Source organism: Arthrobacter parietis, assembly GCF_039530425.1.
GTDB lineage: Bacteria > Actinomycetota > Actinomycetes > Actinomycetales > Micrococcaceae > Arthrobacter_D > Arthrobacter_D parietis.
This window is the reverse complement of the sequence record NZ_BAAAON010000001.1, coordinates 143729-157865: the sequence shown is the minus strand read 5'-3', so window position 1 is coordinate 157865 and position 14137 is coordinate 143729. Positions and strand designations below refer to the sequence as shown.

Sequence of the window (14137 nt, the reverse complement as noted above, 5' to 3'; positions counted from 1 at the left end):
CGTGGCCGGTTCGGACAGCAGTTGTCCCAACCGGTCACTTCCGAAGGACCCGGGTGCGTCTCCCCCAACCGCGCCCGGGTCCGCCCATGCTGGAACCAGGTGGACGGTGGCCCGAGATCCGGACGCTGATCTCGCGGCGGTAGAGGTGTGTCAGGAAACGTCGGCGACGAGCCGGTAGCCCATACCGCGCACGGTCGCGAAGCGCTCGGCGCCCAGCTTGTTCCGCAAGTAGCGCACGTAGACGTCCACCACGTTGGAGCCGGGATCGAAGTCATAACCCCAGACGCGGGAGAGCAGCTGTTCCCGGCTGAGTACCTGGCCGGGATTGCGAAGGAACGCCTCTGCGAGGGCGAACTCCCGTGCTGAGAGATCCACTTCCTTCCCGTTGACGAGCGCCCTGCGGGACCTCAGATCAAGCTGGAGATCGCCGTGGGAGAGCACGGAGTTGTCGGCGGTCGGGGCTTCCTGCCGAAGGCGCAGGCGCACCCGTGCCAGCAGCTCTTCAAATCGGAAGGGCTTGGACATGTAGTCATCCGCACCGCCCTCCAGCCCCGCCACGGTGTCATCGACCGAGCTGCGCGCCGAGAGAATGATGACCGGAGTGCTGTTCTTGGACTCCCGGAGCCGGCGCAGCACGGTGAAACCGTCTTGGTCAGGCAGCCCGAGGTCCAGCACTATGAGCTCGAAGTCTCCCGTCTGCGCGAGCTGGTACCCATCCCGCCCGTTATCTGCCACGGTCGGCACGTAGCCGGCGGAACGCAGGCCCTTGGCCACGAAGGAGCTGATACGGTCTTCGTCCTCAACGATCAGGATCTGGCTCACGGACGTTCTTCCTCAGCGGTGGTCGGGGTGGAGCCCAGCGGCAGGGACGGGATCGCCATAGTGAACGTCGAGCCCTGCCCGGGTGCAGACCGAAGCTCAACGGCACCCCCATGTGCCTCCGTAATAGCGCTGACGATCGTGAGGCCGAGACCGGCGCCTTCGGTGCGCTTGCTGCTCGGCCCACGTTCGAAGCGATCGAAGATCCTCTTCTGGTCCTCACGGGCGATGCCCGTGCCTTCGTCGCGCACCCAGAGCCACGCGCCGTCGTCGTCCTTGCGGGAGCCGATCGCTATGGTGGTTCCTTCCTCCGTGAATTTCACCGAGTTGGCCACCAGCTGCAGCCACGCCTGGGTGATCCTGCGTGGATCCAGCACTGCAATTGCCTCCGCCCGCGAATCGATGATCCAGCGGCGGGCCCCCAGTGTCCGTGCCTTGTCCATCACATCGTCGGTCAGTCTGCCGAGATTTACAGGTTCGGGGCGCACGAAGTTCGGCCCTGCTATGCCGGCGAGGGTTACGAGGTCATCCACCAGCAGGCGCATCCGGTCGAGCTCATCCAGGGCGATGTCGCGCACCGCCTGGACATCCCTCGGGTCTGACGAGTCCTGCAGCTCCAGGTGCCCCTGCACAATGGTGATCGGCGTGCGCAATTCGTGACCGACGTCGTCGAGCAGTTGGCGCTGTGAGGTGAACGAGCCCTCCAGGCGGTCGAGCATGGCGTTGACCGTGCGGGTCAGGTCGGAAAGATCATCATTGCCGGTCACCTCGATCCGCTGCGAGAGGTCCGTGTCCGTGATGCGCTGCGCAGTTGTGCGGACCCTGCGGATAGGATCGAGCAGCTTGCCGACGAGGAGGAATCCTACGACGCCGATGAGCGCCAGCGTGGCGAAGCTGATCAGCGCATAGGTGCCGAAGGTCCGGTTCAGCTGCTGGTGCTCCGCCTCGGCATCAAATCCCAGTACGAAGAAGGTCGGTTGGGTATCATTCGCGAGCATGACCGGGGCCACCAGAACCCGGTAGTCGGTGAAGGCGGTACTTACCGACTGAATGGTTACCTGATCCGGCGGCGCTACATCGGTTACATAGTTGACCAGCTCCGGATCATCCTCAAGGCGGACGTCGACCTCCTCGTTCGCGAAGAAAATCACCTGGTCACCGCGTACCGCCATCATTCCTTCATTGGGCTGGGTCAGCGTGCGCTGCATGAGGAGGTAGACCAGCTGGTCCGCCTCCACGAACGGCTCCAGTGTGTCGGGATCAATACCGGTTGCCAACAGGGTTTCCAGCTCCTGGAAGCTGCGGGCCAGTGATTCATCCATCTCGCTGTTGAGGTCGTTGCGCTGCAGTGCGTAGGCAGTGGCGCCGGCGAGCAGCAGCCCCAGCGCGCTGAGTACCAGCATTGCCGCCAGCACCCGGGTGCGCACCGATGAGTATCCGCGCAGCGACTGGAGGATACGGGTCCGGAGTCCGGGTTTGCCCTCGCGTTCGCCAGCTGCAGCGGGAGCGTCTGGTTCCACCACGTGCGGCAGCTTCACGAGGATCGTCGGTTCAGCGGACGGGGGAGGGCCCAGCGCCATCCGCTCCGTGGGTGGTGCCTCACCCAGTGGCGGCAAGGCCGGGCCCGTTGCGGGACGGGTGGATGCTCCGGCGTCGGGCCTAGTCATCATCTACCTCGCCGTCATCCTCAATGCCGTCATCGCCGCCGCGTCCCCGACCTCTGTCGTCATCGTCGTCCTGGATCACGGGCGGCGGGGCGGGAACAACAGCGGGTGGCGGCGAGGCCGCTTCCGTAGGTTCGACAGTCGCTTCGGCCGAGGGCTCCGGCGCGGGAGGGGCGGGCACTTCCGAGGGGGAAACGGACGGAGCCGCGGTGCTTGCCGGGGTGGGAGTTTGCGTGGGGCTAGGCGAGGGAGTGCCCGGAGGCGCCGGTACCTGCGTGTCGGTCACGCCTACGGCTGGACCCAGGTTCTCCGGTGCAGGCCCGCGCAACGAGCCGATCATCGCCACGCCAACCGCAACAACAGCTCCCGCGCTGGCTGCGGTAATGAGCCAGGTATGCACCTGTGACCGTTTCATGTACCAAGTATCCCCACACATCATGAGATGCAGATGAGAACCGAAGCGGCTATTTCCGGGCGGCGATCAGGATTCCGAAGACGGTTTGGCCTGTGACTTCTCGGCAAGCAGCCGGTCAAGCAGAGGCTCCACGCGGTACGGGATGTGTTCATGCAGGGCGAGCACTGTCTCGGTTCGGATTACGCCCTTGATGCGCAGGACCGACCGTAGCGCTGACTGGAGGTGATGGGTGTCTTTCGCCGCCACCCGGCACCATACGTCGCCACGGCCTGAGATCTCATGAACCTCGAGCACCTGTTCCAGCGTGCGCAGTGCCGAGATGACACCGTCCAGTTCCCGGTGGGTTACTTCGATCGTGACGAAAGCGACGACGTCGTACTCCAGCCGCGCAAGGTCCAGTTCCCTTCCGCTCCTGCGCAGGATGCCTGATCTGAACAGCCGCTGCATCCTCGCCTGCGCGGTGTTGCGGGCCATGCCGAGAGTCTCGCTGAGCTGGCTGACCTGCGAGCGCGGTTCGTGGACCAACTCGCGGAGGAGACGGATGTCTGTTCGGTCCAGCATGCGTACAACTCCTCGTTCAGCCCACCGGGGAGCCTAATCTCCCACGAATTTTGAGCACGATGATCAGAGTATGCCGAATTCAGCTGCCACGCTAACCCCCAGACCTCACCATCAATAGGAGGAATGGTAGGAATCGGCGGAAGGTGTACATGAGCGTCATCAGCGAATTGCGGATGCGTCCTGCAACCGCGCAGTCTCCCCGCTGGGACGCATCAAGGCGCACACGGCTCGGCCTCACCGTCGTCGTGCTGGCCACGCTGCTGGTGGGGGCCAATCTCGCGACCCCGCTATACCCGCTGATCCGCGCCAACCTCGGCCTCAGCGCCTTCGATACGACGGTAGCGTTCTCCGCGTACGTTCTGACCCTTGTCGCGGGCCTGCTCCTGGTCGGTCACTGGTCGGACCATATCGGGCGCCGGGCTGCACTGGTGCTCGCCGTCCTCACCGGCGTAGTGGGTGTTGTTGTGTTCGGCACAGCCACATCGCTGCCCATGCTGGTCCTGGGCCGCTGCCTTCAGGGAGCGGCAGTGGCGTGCGCTACCGGCGCCAGTTCTGCAGCGCTGCGGGATCTGTTGCCGCACCGTCCGGAATGGGCGTCACGCTTTACGCTGGTTGCGTCCGCGGGGGGAGTGGCTGCAGGGCCGATCGTGGGCGGACTCCTGTCCCTGCTTCCCGAGCCGACAAGGGTTCCGTTCGGGATCTACGCCGTCTTCCTCGCGCTGCTTCTGATTCCATTGGTGCGCCTCGATGCCCGCCCCGCGATCAAGCCCGCGCTGCCTGCCCGCCCATTGTCCGCATTGAAGCCAAGACGCCCAGCGGTGTCCAGGACCGCGCGCAGGGCGTTCTGGTCCGCTGCCGCCGTCGGCTTTCTCAGTTTCGCCGTGTTCGGCTTCTCGCTCAGCCTGGCACCGACCTATGTCACCGCCATGGCCGGAGAGGTCAGCAGGCCTTTGGTGGGCGTGCTTGCCGGGCTGGTCCTGGCGGTCTCGGCTGCGAGCCAGCTATTCCCGCAGGGCGCAGCGAAACCCGCGCAGGCCGGAGCAGTTGGGCTGCTCATTATGGCGGGCGGGGTCGCGCTTGTTCCGCTCGCGGGCAGTGTGGGCAGCGTTTCCCTCTTTGTTGCCGCGTTGGTTCTTGCTGGAGCGGGGCAGGGGATCGCCTTCCGAATCCTCTTCAACGCGGTCGCGCAGCAGGTTGAAGGCTCCCAGCATGCACAGATCATCAGCACCGTCTATGTGATCACCTACCTCGGAAGCGCCGTCCCGGTGCTTGGTTTGGGCCTCGCCGTGGATGCACTGGGGCTGATGACTGCGGTCACTTTCTTTTCGGCTGTGATTGCGGCTGCCTGCGTCGGTATGGCGATTTACCTTCGCCGAAGCGCTGCATCAAAGGCCTGAATCTACAAAGAAAATATTTGCAAAGAAAGCATTGCAAAGGAATCTTTGCAGATGTATTCTCCTCTCATGGAGTCTGCCAAACCGAACGATCGCACTGTCGATATCAACGCTTTGAAAGCGCTGACGCATCCACTGAGGATCCAGCTTTTGAACGCATTGTCGCAGTTCGGTCCGCAGACTGCCAGTGCGCTCGCAGCCCGGCTCGGGGAGTCGAGCGGGTCCACCAGCTACCACCTGAGGCAGTTGGCGCGGCACGAGCTTGTCCGTGAAGTGGAAGGTCGGGGATCAGCGCGAGAGCGCTGGTGGGAGCGCCCACCCGGTGCCCTCAACCTCTACTCCAGTGAAATGGCGCATGATCCCGGTACCCGGGAGGTTGCCGCAATCGTCAATCGGGAGTTCAGCCATAATCGGGCCGCGCTGCTCGAGGACTACATGGAACGCGGTCCGTTCGTACTGCCGGAGGAGTGGCTGGATGCCTCGGTCATCTCCACCATCAACGCCCGTCTCACCGCTGCCCAACTCGCTGAGCTGTCGGATGAGCTGATGCGCCTTGCACGCGACCTCTTCGAAAAGTACCGGCCGGACGGCAATGCTTCGCCGGACGCCAAGGCCGTGCAGATCCACCTGAACACCTTTCCGATCGTCCAGGGCCAGTTCCCTGAGCCTGCTTCCCGAAAAGAGCACACGCCATGACCACGCTTGCCGGTCTCTACCCACCAGCACAACCCTCCGGATTCGAAGCCCTGCTCATTGCTGTTGGCCGCTGGCTCGTCAGCACAGGCGAACGGCGCGCTGCGCAGGAACACACGATGGTTGACCACCGTGCACACGAGGACCGTCTCCGCGACGGAACGGCTCTCCGTCATTCAGGGCTGTGGCTCTAGCCCTCTCCGGGCAGCAGGCCCGCGTTGCCCTCCATGCGGTTGAAGATCAGGGTGGTCTCCGTATGTCCTACCACCGGATCGGTGGTGAGGTAGTCCAGTACCCAGTCTCGCAGGGCGTCCGTGTCTGCCACCGCGAGGTGAATGAGGTAATCCACCGCACCTGAAACATGGTACGTGGCGACCACCTCGGGGAGTGCGGGCACGCGGGAGGTGAACCTGTCGATTTCCTCGCGGTTGTGCCCATTGAGCTGCACGGAGATCAGGGCCTGCACAGCACGGCCGATTGCGGCCAGATTCACCTCGGCGTGATAGCCGCTGACGACTCCGCGCTCCGTTAGCTGGCGGGTCCGGAGCAGCGCAGTGGATGGTGCAACGCCCACCTTCTCGGCGAGCTGCGCATTGGTGATCCGTGCGTCAGCGAGCAATTCCTGCACGATTCGACGGTCCACCGGATCCAGTCCGTCCGGTTTGCCACTGTTCGTCATGCGGGTGCTCCTGCCTTGCCTGAGTTCCTGCCTGTGGTCCTGTCTGCGGGAATTCCTCCAGCCTACCGGCGGTGCGTAACCTTGTGCTCATGCCAGAGCACAAGCACGAAAACCCAGCTGCCGACGTCGTCGGTCTCGATATCGGCGGTACCAAGACCCACGGGGTGCGCTGGAGCGCAGGTGTTGTGGCCGCAGAAGCAAAGAGCGGGAGCGCTAATGTCCAGAACGTCACAGCGGAGGAAGCGGCGCGGAACCTCGCAGAGCTCTTCACAGCCTTGGGCGGGCAGGTGGGTCACGTCGTGGCGGGGTCGGGCGGCGTGGATACCGACGACGACGCCGGCGCCCTCCGACAGCTGATCGCCGGGCAGGTGCCGAACGCCCGGATCGACGTTGTCCATGACACCCGCCTGATCCTTGCCGCCGGCGCAGCCTCCACCGGAATTGCGGTCATCGCGGGCACGGGGTCCGTGGCCTGGGGGCTGGACGGCGGGGGTCGGCAGGCGCGCTCAGGCGGCTGGGGGTACCTGCTCGGAGACGAGGGCAGCGGCTACTGGGTGGGCAGGGAAGCAGTGCGCGCAACGCTCCACCGCTTCAACCGCGCAGAACCGCTGGGGGTGCTGGGCGAGTCGGTTCTTGAGGCCACCGGCGCGCAGAAACCCGAAGAACTCATAGCCCTGTTCCACCGGCCGTCGGGTAGGCGCTACTGGGCAGGTCAGGCGCACCTGGTGTTCAAGGCCGCTGGGGCCGGCGACAGCGGCGCCCAAAGGATCATCGACGACGGCGCACGTTATCTGTGTGGGCTGGTTGCCGACGTGGCCTCGGTTCTCGGAGCACACAGTCCGGTCATCATCGGCGGAGGGCTCGCCGTGCATCAGCCAAAGCTGCAGGAATTGATCAAGGCCGGGCTCGAGAAAGACGGCTTCACAGATGTGCGCTTCCTCAGCGTGGACCCGGTGCACGGCGTGGACTACCTCCTGCGAACGGGCGCGCTGTAGCCGGCGGGCAGGTTTACACTGGCGTTCATGGCGCAGGAATGGGACACCCGGGTAGGAGCGTATGCCGTCGTCGTGCGGGATGGAATGATTCTGCTCGCGCACTGGAACGAGCACGGCAGGCAGGGGTGGACGCTACCGGGAGGCGGGCTGGAACTGGGAGAGGATGCGCCAACCGCCGCCGTCCGCGAGGTGCTGGAGGAGACCGGCTACGTCGTCGAACTCGAGGAGCTCCTGGGCGTCGACAGCCTGCACATTGCGCCGGAGGATAGGCTGAACGGTTCCGGCAGGCCGATGCACGCGCTGCGGATTGTCTACCGAGCGCACGCGGTTTCCGGTGAGCTGGTCCACGAACTGGATGGCTCCACTGATGAAGCGGCCTGGGTGCCGCTTGCTGAGGTGCCCAATCTGACACGCGTCGAACTCGTTGACACAGCGATCCGGCTCTCTTACCAAAGCCCGGGCCGGGCGCTACTATAAAACTCTTCCGCTTCCTACCCGGCGGACCACACACGCGATCGATTGCCCTCGAGGCTGACGGAGGTGACGTTATGAACACGGTTTCCATTGCTGCATCCTGCCTGACAGCTGCACGCACCGCCCTCGTCATAACCTCCGCCTCCCGCCCGCAATCGCACTGATTCTTTCCGTGGTGGAAGGCTCCTGAAGAAGGACTTTCCTTGAACACGCTTTCCGAGTACGGCTTTACCGACCGCATCCGCGATCTCTTTTCCTTCACCTTCCCATCCGCCGTTCCAACACCAGGTCACCCTGCGCTCGAACCGGCGCGTGCAATCCGTGCCGACAGGGGGCGGGTCCTGCTCATCACCGCCAACGGACCGCTGCACGTGGACACCGATGGCACAGTGGTCACCGGTGACTGGGTGGCGCTGGCACGAATCTCTGACGACGACGCAGCGCCTCCCGCCGTCGTCGGCCTCCTGCCGCGCTACTCAACTTTGCAGCGCAAGAAAGCGCACGATCCGCTGTCCGAAGCGCAGGTCCTCGCGGCCAATGTTGATTTGGTGGGAGTGGTGGTGCCGATCGACCGTCCGCTCTCGGCCAACCGGCTTGAACGGACCCTCGTGGCCGCGTGGGACTCAGGCGCTGTGCCCCTTGTCATCCTGACCAAAGCCGATCTGAGCAGCCGGTTCGACGAGGTTGTGGGCCAGACCGTCGAGCGCGCCCGCGGCGTGGAGGTCTTCACGACCTCCGCCGAGGCCGGGGACGGCCTTGATGCCCTTCACTCGAGGATCGGCGTGGGAAGCACCCTGGCGCTGATCGGTCCCTCGGGCGCCGGCAAGTCGACACTGATCAACGCGCTGGTGGGTTGTCACGCCCAGGACACCGGGGAGGTGCGTGCGGGTGACGGAAAGGGACGGCATACCACCACGGTGCGGGAGCTCATTCCGCTGGGAGCCGGCTCGGTGCTCATGGACACTCCGGGCGTGCGGGGGTTCGCCCTGTGGGATGCGGAGGACGGGCTGGAGGCGGTCTTCGGTGATATTGAGGAGCTCTTCGGACACTGCCGGTTCACGGACTGTGCGCACGGTTCCGAGCCCGGGTGCGCCGTCCAAAACGCTCTTGGCACGGGTGAGCTGGAGGAGCGCCGCTGGTTGAGCTACCAGAAGATGCAGCGCGAGCTTGCCGGCCTTCACCGCCGCCAGAGCGTCGCAGAGCAGCGCCGGCACGGCCGTTCCTTCCACCGCATGGCAAAGGAAGCGGCGCTCGCGAAGGACTTCCGCAATCGCTTCCGCGAGGGATGAGGCACCCCGAATTGTCGGCTCACAACCGCGCCCGTTAACAGGGAACCGGTTCCGTGTTAACGATTCGAGACAAAGTTTCCGTCCGGGCCATACAAGCGCTTGTGCACAACGAACGCCTAGCTAGACTCAACAAGGTGATGCCCCTGCCAAGCGTTTTCGCGCTTGCCGGGTAAGCAGAATCGCCAGGGAACGGCCGCGGGTCGGGCCCGACGTCGATGAAAGGTATGGCTTCATGACCGGCGAGACTTCAGGCCCCGGCGCGGGCAGTTCCAGCCCCAGGGCAATGATCCAGTTCCGTAACGTGTCCAAGAACTATGGCGGTGGCACGGCCGCTGTGGAGAACCTCAGTATGGACATTGATCGGGGAACAATCACGGTCCTCGTGGGGCCATCGGGCTGCGGCAAAACCACGTCCCTGCGCATGATCAACCGGATGGTGGAACCAACGTCCGGGACCATCCTCGTTGACGGCCAGGACATCGGCGGGCAGCGCGCATCAGAGCTGCGACGATCAATGGGCTACGTCATGCAGTCTTCCGGGCTGTTGCCGCATCGCACCGTGCTGGACAACATCATGACTGTGCCGCGGTTGAATGGCGTGGCCAGGACAGCTGCACGGAAGCGGGCAGCTGAGCTGCTCGACGTCGTCGGCCTCGCGCCGGCCCTCGGAAAGAGGTACCCCGGCCAACTGTCGGGCGGCCAGCAGCAGCGTGTCGGCGTTGCACGCGCACTTGCTGCGGACCCGCCGGTCCTCTTGATGGATGAGCCCTTCAGCGCAGTTGACCCGGTGGTGCGCCACGAACTTCAGGAAGAGCTGCTGCGGCTCCAGCGGGACCTCGCCAAGACCATCGTTTTTGTCACTCATGACATCGATGAAGCCACCATTCTCGGTGACAAGGTGGCAGTTTTTGCCACTGGTGGCCGGCTGGCCCAGTACGCGGCGCCGGAAGAGATTCTGCGCGCGCCCGTGGATGATTTCGTGGCCGGATTTGTGGGCAGGGACCGCGGGTTCCGCCGCCTTTCTTTCCAGGACGGCGGTGGCGTGCAGGTCCACCCCATTGAGACGGTGAGGGTAAGCCGGCTTGCAGATCCGAGCGTCTCCGTCGATTCCTCCTGGACCCTGGCGGTCGACGACGATGGACGCCCCCAGGGATGGGTGCCGAGGGCGATGCAGGACGCCGTCCGATCGGCGCAGGACCTGGTGCCTGGCGGTTCGCTGTACCGCCGTGGTGATTCGCTTCGCCGCGCTCTTGATGCGGCGTTGTCCGCGCCGTCAGGCCTGGGCGTGACAGTCGACGATGATGGCCGGGTCCTCGGTGTGGTCCAAGCGGCCGAGGTCCTTGAGCTCATCGAGGAGGCGCGACTGGACCGCGGCCGTACCGATCACAACACGGCGGTCTGACATGCAGTGGTTCATCGACAACTTCTCCTATATTGCGGAGCTCACGGGATACCACCTCGTGCAGGCCATCCTGCCCCTGGTCCTCGGTGTCATCATTGCGGTTCCGGTTGCACAGGCGGCCCGGCTCAGCAAGCCGCTTGGGGGAGTGATACTCACTACGTCCGCACTGCTGTACACGGTGCCATCGCTTGCCATGTTCGTGCTGCTTCCGCTCATACTCGGAACGCAGGTCCTGGATATGATCAACGTCATCGTCGCGCTGACCATCTATGCGGTGGCGCTGCTGGTCCGGTCAACGTTGGATGCGCTCAATTCCATTGACGACGGCGTCCGCCAGGCAGCGGTCGCAATGGGCTTCACCCCATTGCGCCGCTTCCTGACCGTGGACCTGCCGTTGTCCATTCCAGTGCTGTTCGCAGGCCTGCGGGTGATCTCCGTGACCAACATTTCGCTGGTCAGCGTAGGCGCGCTGATCGGTATTCCAAGCCTCGGCACCCTGTTCACCGACGGGTTGTTCAGATCCTTCCCGACTGTGATCGTGATTGGGATAGTCGTGACTCTCGTCCTTGCCCTCGTCATGGACCTGATGCTGGTGTTGCTCGAACGGCTGCTCACTCCCTGGGCGCGGCTGACGAAGGTCACCGCTGACCCGATGACCGTGACGAATGAAGCGAACCTTTCTGCAGATGCCTCACGTGCGGGAGGTGTCTACTGATGGACTACTCAAGCAGTAACCTGCTGGTCCAGATGTTCGAGTGGCTGACGTTCGGGCCGAACTGGAGCGGACCCGGTGGAATCCCGGTCCGGGTGATCGAACACCTGTGGTACACAGCGCTCACCATCCTTATTGCCGCTGCAATCGCCGTGCCGGTCGGCCTGATCGTGGGGCACACGGGGAAGGGCCGCATCATCATTGTTTCCGGCGTCGGAATCCTGCGCGCCCTCCCCACCCTGGGCGTTCTCATCCTGTTCGTGCTGCTGGCAGGCCTTGGACTGATGCCGCCGATCTGGGCACTCGTGCTCCTCGCCGTCCCGCCCATCCTCGCGGGCGTCTATGCAGGAATCTCATCGGTGAACCCTGCAGTCGTGGACGCCGCCCGAAGCATGGGGATGAACGAAGCGCAGGTCTTGTTCCGGGTGGAGGTTCCCAACGGGCTCCAGGTGATCCTCGGTGGCTTCCGCGCAGCCGTCCTTCAAGTGGTGGCGACGGCCGCCGTCGTCGCTTTCATCAATCTGGGAGGGCTGGGAGTCTTCCTGATCGAAGGCACCCAGCTGCGGGACAACGGGCGCCTCTTCGGCGGTGCCGTGGTGATCGCCGTTGTCGCCATTGCCGTTGACGGCGTGATGGCACTGCTTCAACGATTTGCTGTCTCGCCGGGCCTGCGCACATCGCGCACGCCGGCGGAATCACCAAAGACCGGTGGGCAGGAAGCCCACGTCAGTTCACAAGGAGGAACACCATGACCACAACATCCACGCGCGGCTTCCGCCGCAGTCTGCTCGGGTTGACCGCAGGGCTAACCGCGGCGCTTGCCATGACTGCCTGCGGGGTCAACTCAGACCCGCAGGGTGGAACGGAGAGCGAAGGCGCGGAGGGCAGCAGCGGTCCGCTGACCGTCGGTTCGGCAGACTTTCCCGAGAGCCAGATCATTGCCGAGATCTATGCAGGTGCGCTCAATGCCGCGGGCATCGAGGCTGACACCCAGCTCAACATCGGATCGCGTGAGATCTACTACCAGGCGCTCGTCGACGGATCGGTTGACATCATCCCCGACTACAGCGGAAACCTGCTCCTCTTCCTGGATTCGGAAGCAACCGCGGAGTCGGCAGAGGACATCATCGGCGCGCTGCCCGAAGCGCTGGAAGCGGAGTCGCCCGATGTCAACCTCGGGGTCCTGGAGCCTTCTGAAGCCCAGAACAAGGACGCCATGGTGGTCACCTCTGCAACGGCTGAGGAATACGGTCTGACGTCGATCGAGGACATGGCCGAAGTCTGTGACCAGTTGGTGATCGGCGCGCCGAGCACCTTCTCTGAACGTGCTTACGGCCTGCCCGGCCTGGAAGAGAACTACGGTTGCGTGCCGAAGTCCTTTGAACCCATCAACGACGGCGGCGGCGCAGTGACGCTGGAAGCGCTGCTGAATGACACCATCCAGGTTGCCGACATCTACACCACGACACCGTCGATCGCCGACAATGATCTTGTGGTGCTGGAAGACCCGGCCAACAACTTCATCGCCCAGCAGGTGCTCCCGCTGGTGAACCTGGATACGGTTGGCGAGGAAGCACGGGAGGTGCTGAACGAGGTCTCCAGCATGCTCACCACGGAGGACTTGATCAACCTCAACCGCGAGGTGAGCGGCGACGAAAAGCGCAATCCCGCAGATGCCGCCGCTGACTGGCTCGAGGAAAAGGGTCTGGCCGGCGAGTAACGCCGTTCGCCCGGGCATGCCCCAGTCGCATTCATCACAATGCGGTGGGGCAGGCCCGGGCTATGGCATTCTGGGTTGATGGCCGATTTCAAGCAATCCAACAAGCTGCACAACGTCCTCTACGACATTAGGGGGCCACTGCTTGAGCACGCCAAGTACATGGAGGCGGAAGGCCACCGCATCCTCAAGCTGAACATCGGCAATCCCGCGCCCTTTGGGTTCGAAGCGCCGGACGCGATCCTCGTCGACATGATCCGCCACCTGCCCAATGCGCAGGGCTACAGCGATTCCCGAGGAATTTTCTCCGCCCGAACGGCAGTGGTTCAGTACTACCAGGGCCGCGGGATCCAGAATATCGACGTGGATGACGTCTATCTGGGCAACGGCGTCAGCGAACTCATCACGCTCTCGCTGCAGGCCCTGTTGAACAACGGCGAGGAAGTCCTGGTGCCAACGCCGGACTATCCACTGTGGACCGCTTCGGTCAGCCTGGCGGGCGGAACAGCGGTTCACTACCTCTGCGATGAGAGCAACTCCTGGTGGCCGGACGTCGAGGACATCGAGTCCAAGATCACCCCGCAGACCCGGGGGATCGTTCTGATCAACCCGAACAATCCCACGGGCGCTGTCTACCCGCGCTCAGTGATCAAGCAGATCGTGGATCTCGCCCGGCGCCATGACCTCATCATCTTTGCCGACGAGATCTACGAGAAGATCCTGTACGACGACGCCGTGCACGTGAACGCTGCCTCAGTCACCGGCGACGACGTCCTGTGCCTGACCTTCAGCGGCCTGTCCAAGGCCTACCGCATCGCCGGGTTCCGAAGCGGCTGGATGGCCATCTCGGGGCCCAAGCATCGCGCTGCCGATTACATCGAGGGCATCAACCTGCTCGCTAATATGCGCCTGTGCGCTAACGTGCCTGCTCAGCATGCTATCCAGACTGCCCTTGGCGGATACCAGAGCATCAATGACCTGATCCTTCCGGGCGGCCGTCTCCGCCAGCAGCGTGACAAGGCGCATGAGTTGCTTAATGCAATCCCCGGCGTTTCCTGCGAACTGGCACAGGGTGCGCTGTATCTGTTCCCGCGGCTTGATCCCGAGGTCTACCCCATAAAGAGCGACGAGCAATTTGCGCTGGACCTGCTGAAGCAGCAGAAGATCCTGATCTCGCATGGGACCGCGTTCAACTGGATCAACCCGGATCATTTCCGTATGGTCACCCTGCCGAGCGTCGAAGACATCGAAGACGCGATCGGTCGTCTGGCGGAGTTCCTGAGTACGTACAAGCCCTGATCCGTGCGCCCCGGCGGGCGCCTC

The 14137-nt window shown here is 63.9% G+C and carries 16 protein-coding genes; 11 read left to right on the top strand and 5 right to left on the bottom strand.

Annotated features, from left to right (window positions below):
- Positions 1 to 150: 150 nt before the first annotated feature.
- The 4 genes from ABFX19_RS00720 to ABFX19_RS00705 form a co-directional block, all read right to left on the bottom strand.
- Positions 151 to 822, bottom strand: coding sequence for a response regulator transcription factor (locus ABFX19_RS00720; RefSeq protein ID WP_277357684.1), 672 nt, complete (start codon positions 820 to 822; stop codon positions 151 to 153).
- Entirely contained in the window at positions 819 to 2486 is a 1668-nt protein-coding gene (locus tag ABFX19_RS00715) for a sensor histidine kinase (protein ID WP_346027144.1), read from the bottom strand. Before ABFX19_RS00715 ends, ABFX19_RS00720 begins: the two co-directional genes overlap by 4 nt.
- The gene (locus ABFX19_RS00710; protein WP_277357682.1) at positions 2479 to 2898 is read right to left on the bottom strand and encodes a hypothetical protein; all 420 of its coding nucleotides are present in this window, start codon (positions 2896 to 2898) and stop codon (positions 2479 to 2481) included. Before ABFX19_RS00710 ends, ABFX19_RS00715 begins: the two co-directional genes overlap by 8 nt.
- 66 nt (positions 2899 to 2964) lie before the next feature.
- On the bottom strand, positions 2965 to 3459 hold the full coding sequence (locus ABFX19_RS00705; RefSeq protein WP_277357681.1) for an Lrp/AsnC family transcriptional regulator: 495 nt from the start codon (positions 3457 to 3459) through the stop codon (positions 2965 to 2967).
- A gap of 149 nt (positions 3460 to 3608) precedes the next feature.
- On the opposite strand from ABFX19_RS00705, the gene ABFX19_RS00700 reads away from it, so the two are divergent.
- The 3 genes from ABFX19_RS00700 to ABFX19_RS00690 all read left to right on the top strand — a co-directional run bounded on the left by ABFX19_RS00700 (position 3609) and on the right by ABFX19_RS00690 (position 5740).
- Positions 3609 to 4856 carry an MFS transporter gene (locus ABFX19_RS00700; protein ID WP_277357680.1) on the top strand — a complete coding sequence of 416 codons (1248 nt, stop codon included), beginning with the start codon at positions 3609 to 3611 and terminating at the stop codon, positions 4854 to 4856.
- 66 nt (positions 4857 to 4922) lie between these two features.
- A complete protein-coding gene (locus ABFX19_RS00695) occupies positions 4923 to 5549 on the top strand; it encodes a winged helix-turn-helix domain-containing protein (protein ID WP_056544257.1) in 627 nt (208 codons plus the stop codon).
- On the top strand, positions 5546 to 5740 hold the full coding sequence (locus tag ABFX19_RS00690) for a hypothetical protein (protein ID WP_277357679.1): 195 nt from the start codon (positions 5546 to 5548) through the stop codon (positions 5738 to 5740). Before ABFX19_RS00695 ends, ABFX19_RS00690 begins: the two co-directional genes overlap by 4 nt.
- Here ABFX19_RS00690 and ABFX19_RS00685 read toward each other — a convergent pair.
- Entirely contained in the window at positions 5737 to 6225 is a 489-nt protein-coding gene (locus ABFX19_RS00685) for an Lrp/AsnC family transcriptional regulator (protein ID WP_346027143.1), read from the bottom strand. The two genes, ABFX19_RS00690 and ABFX19_RS00685, sit on opposite strands and share 4 nt — an antisense overlap.
- 89 nt (positions 6226 to 6314) lie before the next feature.
- Between ABFX19_RS00685 and ABFX19_RS00680 the strand changes: the two genes are divergently transcribed.
- The 8 genes from ABFX19_RS00680 to ABFX19_RS00645 all read left to right on the top strand — a co-directional run bounded on the left by ABFX19_RS00680 (position 6315) and on the right by ABFX19_RS00645 (position 14113).
- Complete coding sequence (locus ABFX19_RS00680; RefSeq protein ID WP_346027142.1) at positions 6315 to 7220, top strand: N-acetylglucosamine kinase; 906 nt, start codon at positions 6315 to 6317, stop codon at positions 7218 to 7220.
- Between the two features lie 27 nt (positions 7221 to 7247).
- Positions 7248 to 7697 (top strand): NUDIX hydrolase, encoded by a 450-nt coding sequence (locus ABFX19_RS00675; RefSeq protein WP_056544268.1) that lies wholly within the window; start codon positions 7248 to 7250, stop codon positions 7695 to 7697.
- 200 nt (positions 7698 to 7897) lie between these two features.
- Positions 7898 to 8983 (top strand): ribosome small subunit-dependent GTPase A, encoded by a 1086-nt coding sequence (gene rsgA, locus ABFX19_RS00670; RefSeq protein WP_346027141.1) that lies wholly within the window; start codon positions 7898 to 7900, stop codon positions 8981 to 8983.
- 283 nt (positions 8984 to 9266) lie between these two features.
- The gene (locus ABFX19_RS00665) at positions 9267 to 10385 is read left to right on the top strand and encodes an ABC transporter ATP-binding protein (RefSeq protein ID WP_346028014.1); all 1119 of its coding nucleotides are present in this window, start codon (positions 9267 to 9269) and stop codon (positions 10383 to 10385) included.
- Position 10386: 1 nt separating this feature from the next.
- On the top strand, positions 10387 to 11100 hold the full coding sequence (locus ABFX19_RS00660; protein WP_277357674.1) for an ABC transporter permease: 714 nt from the start codon (positions 10387 to 10389) through the stop codon (positions 11098 to 11100).
- Positions 11100 to 11849 carry an ABC transporter permease gene (locus tag ABFX19_RS00655; RefSeq protein WP_346027140.1) on the top strand — a complete coding sequence of 250 codons (750 nt, stop codon included), beginning with the start codon at positions 11100 to 11102 and terminating at the stop codon, positions 11847 to 11849. The genes ABFX19_RS00660 and ABFX19_RS00655 overlap by 1 nt, the downstream gene beginning before the upstream one ends.
- The gene (locus tag ABFX19_RS00650) at positions 11846 to 12817 is read left to right on the top strand and encodes an ABC transporter substrate-binding protein (RefSeq protein WP_346027139.1); all 972 of its coding nucleotides are present in this window, start codon (positions 11846 to 11848) and stop codon (positions 12815 to 12817) included. Before ABFX19_RS00655 ends, ABFX19_RS00650 begins: the two co-directional genes overlap by 4 nt.
- Positions 12818 to 12895: 78 nt before the next feature.
- A complete protein-coding gene (locus tag ABFX19_RS00645; protein WP_346027138.1) occupies positions 12896 to 14113 on the top strand; it encodes a pyridoxal phosphate-dependent aminotransferase in 1218 nt (405 codons plus the stop codon).
- Positions 14114 to 14137: the final 24 nt, after the last annotated feature.

Bases quoted from the DNA above. Each gene is read 5' to 3' on its own strand.
- ABFX19_RS00715 (WP_346027144.1), bottom strand. From the start codon at position 2,486: ATGACTAGGCCCGACGCCGGAGCATCCACCCGTCCCGCAACGGGCCCG.
- ABFX19_RS00710 (WP_277357682.1), bottom strand. From the start codon at position 2,898: ATGAAACGGTCACAGGTGCATACCTGGCTCATTACCGCAGCCAGCGCG.
- ABFX19_RS00705 (WP_277357681.1), bottom strand. From the start codon at position 3,459: ATGCTGGACCGAACAGACATCCGTCTCCTCCGCGAGTTGGTCCACGAA.
- ABFX19_RS00700 (WP_277357680.1), top strand. From the start codon at position 3,609: ATGAGCGTCATCAGCGAATTGCGGATGCGTCCTGCAACCGCGCAGTCT.
- ABFX19_RS00695 (WP_056544257.1), top strand. From the start codon at position 4,923: ATGGAGTCTGCCAAACCGAACGATCGCACTGTCGATATCAACGCTTTG.
- ABFX19_RS00690 (WP_277357679.1), top strand. From the start codon at position 5,546: ATGACCACGCTTGCCGGTCTCTACCCACCAGCACAACCCTCCGGATTC.
- ABFX19_RS00685 (WP_346027143.1), bottom strand. From the start codon at position 6,225: ATGACGAACAGTGGCAAACCGGACGGACTGGATCCGGTGGACCGTCGA.
- ABFX19_RS00680 (WP_346027142.1), top strand. From the start codon at position 6,315: ATGCCAGAGCACAAGCACGAAAACCCAGCTGCCGACGTCGTCGGTCTC.
- ABFX19_RS00675 (WP_056544268.1), top strand. From the start codon at position 7,248: ATGGCGCAGGAATGGGACACCCGGGTAGGAGCGTATGCCGTCGTCGTG.
- ABFX19_RS00665 (WP_346028014.1), top strand. From the start codon at position 9,267: ATGATCCAGTTCCGTAACGTGTCCAAGAACTATGGCGGTGGCACGGCC.
- ABFX19_RS00660 (WP_277357674.1), top strand. From the start codon at position 10,387: ATGCAGTGGTTCATCGACAACTTCTCCTATATTGCGGAGCTCACGGGA.
- ABFX19_RS00655 (WP_346027140.1), top strand. From the start codon at position 11,100: ATGGACTACTCAAGCAGTAACCTGCTGGTCCAGATGTTCGAGTGGCTG.
- ABFX19_RS00650 (WP_346027139.1), top strand. From the start codon at position 11,846: ATGACCACAACATCCACGCGCGGCTTCCGCCGCAGTCTGCTCGGGTTG.
- ABFX19_RS00645 (WP_346027138.1), top strand. From the start codon at position 12,896: ATGGCCGATTTCAAGCAATCCAACAAGCTGCACAACGTCCTCTACGAC.